Raw genomic sequence first — 5453 nt, forward strand, 5'->3', positions numbered from 1 at the left:
CGTTGCCGGTGAACTCCGCTTCGTCGAATGATGTGCGCGCGCCGGTGAACTGCGCCTTGGAGAATGATGTGCGCGCGCCGGTGAACTTCGCTTTGTGGAACGACGTGTGCGTGCCGGTGAACTCCACCCTGTGGAACGACGTCTCGTTGCCGGTGAACTCCGTTTCGTAGAACGACGTGGACTTGGTGAACTCCGCCCAGTCGAACGACGTCTCGTTGCCGGTGAAGTGCGCCCCCTGGAACGACGTCTCGTTGCCGGTGAAGTGCGCCCCCTCGAACGACGTGTAATTGCCGGTGAACTCCGCTTTGCCGAACGATGTGTAATTGCCGTTGAATTCCGCCCAGTGGAACGACGTCTCGTTGCCGGTGAAGTGCGCCCCCTCGAACGACACCGGTCCTCGGAAGATGACCCCACTCATGTCGAGGTCTTCGAGAACGGCGCCGTGGAAGTCGAATGCGCGGTCACCCCACGACACGGCCGCCGAAAGTTCAAGGTGGTTCTTGATGACTCGAAGAATGGTTGCGCGGACTTCACGGTCGTTCTGCCGGTATTCAAAATGCTTCTCCACCTGCCCGCTTACCGTCCTCCCCCCAGGGCCGAACTGATGGGTGGTGACAGTCGTTCTAGTTTGGTGGTTCTCGGTGACCTCGGGGTCGTACGGCAATCGGAGGTAGCCGCAGAGCACGTCGACGCAGGTTTGCACTTCGGCTGGATCGTTCGCGGCCTGCCAGTCGTCGGCGAGAGCAGCCATCGCGTAGACACCGGCGATCCGCACGGCTGCGGATGTATGTGCGAGTTGTGCTGCGGCGTCGGTGAATCTGTCGCGACGTTCACGCCGGAGGGTCGCATCGTGTTGCCTGATGCTGAGTGCGTAGGCCTGTGCAGTGATGCGTTGCGTCTCGGCCGCCGTCGTCTGATTCTGGTCGGCGGTATGCTGCCGCCGATACGCCAGATAGGCTGCACCGCCCGCAACGGTGAGCGCGACCAAGGCGACTGTGACGCGGGAGGCCTCGAACCACTGTCCGTCGCCGAGTTCGTGGGTCCAGATCCGCCACCATGACCCTTCACCGCCGATCAACCGGACAAAGATCGTCATCACGGCGAAAACCAAGCCAGCGGTCAGCCCGATCCCGAGACTTGTGAAAACGATCAGGCGGCGCCCGTCCTTCTTGTCCAGCCAGCGCACCCTGGGCGCCGGCGGAATTGTTTCGTCTGAGCCGTCGCTTCTGCGAGGTTTCACTGACGGTCCGCTGCTCTCGGAGTCCCGCGAGGATTCTGGTGAATGCATCGTGTCTGAGCTGGGGTTCTCGGAAGGACCGTGCGTGGCAGTCGGTGGGATCATGAGGAATTCATACCGTGTCGGGGGGTGCTGCGGTTCGCATCGCCACCGCAATGTCAGCCGACCCCGTTGCTCGCTGGGCGTGGTTGCGCAAGGGGACTGTCCTACCTGCCGGCGCCCAGAGCTGCATGCCCCCGGCCGAATGGTCGAAGGCATACAGCGGCGGCCTAGATCGAGCACAAGGTGAACAAGTGCAATGCGGACCGAGCCACCGCGTGACGATCGTTGAGGTCAACGGGCCACTCCCCCACCTTCTGCTCCTCATTTCGGGAGCGGTCGGTCACATAGAACACCAGAAAACCGCCCTCACTGGTGGTGACCCCGGCGACTCGGGCACGCAGGTGATCGGCGTTCCACACAAGGGATCCGTTCACGAGCAGCGACATCTCATCGTGGTTGATCCTCATTTGTTTGTCGTAGTCCGAATCCGACTGCACCGGAGCATTCGCAACATTGACCATCTCAACCCGATGACCTTCGCTGAACGGGAAGGGAACCGTGTCGCGGTCGTAGAACAGCGGCCGCAAGGTTGCCGTGCCGTCGACTACCGCCGGGCTCGACGTACGAAGGACGTGTTCGTGTGGACGGACAACAGTCACCAGCGTTTCGGGCCGGAGATGCACAGTCACCAGTGATGCTCCCGCTTCGTCTAGTAGGTCGAGTTCGGTAGACCACCGGTCGATCGCTTTCACCGCCTTCACGGTCGGTTCGGTGACGTTGCCGTCGGCGTCCTTCATGCGGACAACGTCGCAGGCCCGGAGATCGGATGCAGCGAGGATCTCGCTGCCGTCGGTGCGGGAGATTTGGCGTGGCTGTTCTGTTGTCATGGCAACAGTCGACCAAGGCGTTGTCGTAAGTGCGGCACCGTGAGATGGGCGACTGGTGTTGTTGGCGTGTGCAGGCCGCTTGTTCAGGCTCTCAGCGTCGTTGTCAGCGGCCCTGTAGAGCGACGAATCGCTTGCAGGTAGGGGTAAGGGCTCCCCGGGCGACATTCGGCCGTTCCTGGGATTTCGGCCATTTTCACCGAAAAACACGCTCACCTGGCCCTTCCAGGCTTGAACTGCGGTAATGAATATTATCGTTGGTCAGAACGCAAAATCACCGGGTCAAACGTGAGTGAGGCAAAGAACCCCCCAATTTCGAGAAACTTCACCACGTCTTGGCCAACGGAGACCGGAAACGGTTGTCTGCGAAATCAGAGCGCAAAATTGCAGGTCACCGTACTTCTCATGCTGGCTGAGCCTGCCAATCTTGTCGCCCACTCTGCGCATCGTGCCTGGCAAGCAAACTGTCGGACGTTAGGCCCTGGAAGCTGGCCTCCCCACGCCGTTCAGCGATGTCAATCGCAGTGCCACTATGCCGCCGACGTGCGCTGGGGCTGCGATACCAAGCCGGCCCCGAACTAGCCTCCAATCTGCCCGTGTACGCAGGACAGATGGCGTCGTTTCCATCGGTCAACAGCGCTGGCGTCGACGATGCTGACAGGGCGATGCACCGGAACCCTCGTCCGTAACGTCAGGCCTGAGTCGAATCCAGCCATCCCGAGGAGCACCAATGCCACCAGAGAGTCACCGCCCCAGAATTACGTACCGGAATGAGAAGCAAGCGCAGATCGTCGGGATTGGCTACTTGTCTTTCGGGCTCATCGCTCTGATCGGTGTTGTGCTGTTGCTGATCATTCCGGCTGTGTGGTCCATCGTGATCCTGGCAATAGGTGTTGGCGGTGTTGTCGGCCTCTTCCTGATCACTCCCCCATCAGGCAAGGCGCCTCACGACTGACCGGTCCGCATCGGACCAACCCGGGATCGGAAGCTTCCGATCGACAGCGCACCCCTCCCCTCCCCTGATTCGACCCTGCGGCCAGCTCGAGCACGACGAGCTGGCCGTTTTCCATTTTCGATCCACTGTTTGCTCGCGGGCGGGAAATTGCGCGCCAATCACCGCAGGTCACAGGCATAGTGCCCCCCAGATGGCCACGGACAGCCATTCGGGCCCCCTCTTGGGTATCTACCGCGGCGAGGGGGTCTGTCCAGCCTCCGTCGATGCTGGGGCGCATTGCCGCGATTTGACGATTTCCCAGGGTTGCAAATTCGCGAAATCGTATGGCCTGGATCACAATTGGCCAAATCAGCCCGGGGTCAGACTGACGTCCGGAGTGTCTCTTCAGGTGGCTCGGAATCAGGAATATCGGACGCCAGTGCGCTCAGGAAACGGCTGACTGGATTGGGTCCGGATGTGCATCTGACGACCTCCAACACAGGTACTGCCCGCCAAACTTGGTTCGAAAATTCGGTCGATCCCGCTCCGGCGCTCGTCAGTGCCGAATCCATCCCACCAGTTGCGGGTACACCATCCCGTCTCCAAACGTGTGCCTGCTGCGCCCTCCCCTCAAGTGGACGTAGGCCTCCTTCTGGAAGATTCCTCAGTCCTTGGCGTCCGCGTCTGCCGTACGAATCGTGAAGGAGGAGCTGACGAGAGCTGCTCTAGGCAGGGCTTCGGAGACAGCAATTGGGCGTCCGCGCTGGTGTCATCCAAGAGGACGCTCTAGCCATCGAGATTCTGTGATCGCGCTTGAGGTGGCCGTCCTGTCCGCGGCAGATATGCCAGGCTGACGACACGAACCCTCCTATGGATAGAACAAATGGATATACGAGTGGGAGCCGGTATTCGACAGTGGATTCCCTATGCGGTGCCTGAAACGATCGCATCACTCCCCTCATTGGGCAATGGTGAAGCGCCTCGATTGTTCGCAACTGCCGGATGGCTGTCAGCTTCTTCTCGTCGCGTGCACTTCAGTCGACTGCGGAACCAGCGAGTTGATCGGCGAAGATTATGAGGTTTCCTGCTGAGAGTTTCACCTCAACGGTAACCTCGTTGTCCGGGCGCGGACCGAGTTCCGGGGCATGAATAGGTCCGGAAGAACGGGCAATTATCGAAGAATCCATCTCTCACTCTCCCCTATCGACTTCCTGGCGCTGACCCGGAACAGCGCGCAGAGTGAAGGTATGTCGGTTCGGAGGTGCAAATATTGGAACCCCAGAGCGGCGGAGAGTCTTCAACACGTGACTCATTGTGTGATCGAAAATATGCATCTAGCTGCGATAACTGGCAAAGAAAGTATTGTATGTACGTGTATCGCAGCTAGTCCGTGTCAACAGTGTGTGGCGTGACTACTGGCAGAGCTGTATGGCTAGTATCATATTGCTCACACTATGTATGCAGATGTACAGTGTAAACGGTGTATATACGTGGAGTCTGGTTAGAACTGACATTGTGTGTGGCACTGTCATTACATTCGGCACGGTAATTCTGTGTTTCATGTGTGAGCTATGTAAGCCTTAATATCCATGTAATATGTTCTGTATTTTTAACACGGTTCATCTGTGTACTACGTGTTGCAATGCACGACTGTGTACAACTTGGGGGCAAGAGTAATCGGGTAGTCAGCACACACTTTTGATCACTTGATGCACCCATTGTTAGTGCGAGCAACATGACACTTTGTATGCAGGTGACATGTGCTGCACTGGTAACACATGGTTGATTGTGTATGCGTGTCATATGTCATGACTGTGGAAGATGGGCTACCCGCACTACACAGCCACACATCGGTGCACGGATGTACTGTGCGGGCAATGGTCCATGGGTTATAGTTACTGCACTGTGCACCACAGCTTGCACATGTAACACGGTCCAGCAAGACAGCCATTGTGGCACTGCACATATGGCTTCTACTGCGTCCACTGGTTACGCAGCCAAGCATGTAGACACTAAGATCAAAGTTGACACTAGGTACCCGTAGGGGACAGGCCACACAGCAAGTCAGGTACTCACTGATCAGCTTGTATCGCCAGATCACACGGAGACCCAGTGAACGCACTACCTGCAACACAACACGTACTGCACGCCTAGTCATAGGTACACAGGAACCACGGCTTATATGCTGTGACAACACAACAGCCGGTTCGACCCGATGTCGCCTCACTGAAATCAGGCATCGAGTGCGGGCCACTACAGAGAGGGTGTGCGATGGCCGATCTAGGCGAAAGCCGCGCCGACTACCGTGCGAAGACAGTTGCGACCTTGTGCTCCAAAGGTGGAGTAGGGAAGAGCA

The 5453-nt window shown here is 58.2% G+C and carries 3 protein-coding genes; 1 reads left to right on the forward strand and 2 read right to left on the reverse strand.

Annotated features, from left to right (window positions below; translation table 11 throughout):
• Together A2J01_RS05330 and A2J01_RS05335 are read right to left on the reverse strand one after the other, a co-directional pair.
• A partial coding sequence (locus tag A2J01_RS05330) for a pentapeptide repeat-containing protein (RefSeq protein WP_197494162.1) occupies window positions 1-1240 on the reverse strand: 1240 nt, incomplete at its 3' end.
• Window positions 1241-1506: 266 nt separating this feature from the next.
• The gene (locus A2J01_RS05335; protein WP_064112249.1) at window positions 1507-2166 is read right to left on the reverse strand and encodes a hypothetical protein; all 660 of its coding nucleotides are present in this window, start codon (window positions 2164-2166) and stop codon (window positions 1507-1509) included.
• A gap of 727 nt (window positions 2167-2893) precedes the next feature.
• Between A2J01_RS05335 and A2J01_RS05340 the strand changes: the two genes are divergently transcribed.
• On the forward strand, window positions 2894-3118 hold the full coding sequence (locus A2J01_RS05340; protein WP_064112250.1) for a hypothetical protein: 225 nt from the start codon (window positions 2894-2896) through the stop codon (window positions 3116-3118).
• The last annotated feature ends 2335 nt before the right edge of the window (window positions 3119-5453 follow it).

Source organism: Rhodococcus sp. EPR-134, from assembly GCF_001647205.1.
Classification (GTDB): domain Bacteria; phylum Actinomycetota; class Actinomycetes; order Mycobacteriales; family Mycobacteriaceae; genus Rhodococcus_F; species Rhodococcus_F qingshengii.

Coding starts and splice junctions, on each gene's coding strand:
- A2J01_RS05335 (WP_064112249.1), bottom strand. CDS start 2,166: ATGACAACAGAACAGCCACGCCAAATCTCCCGCACCGACGGCAGCGAG.
- A2J01_RS05340 (WP_064112250.1), top strand. CDS start 2,894: ATGCCACCAGAGAGTCACCGCCCCAGAATTACGTACCGGAATGAGAAG.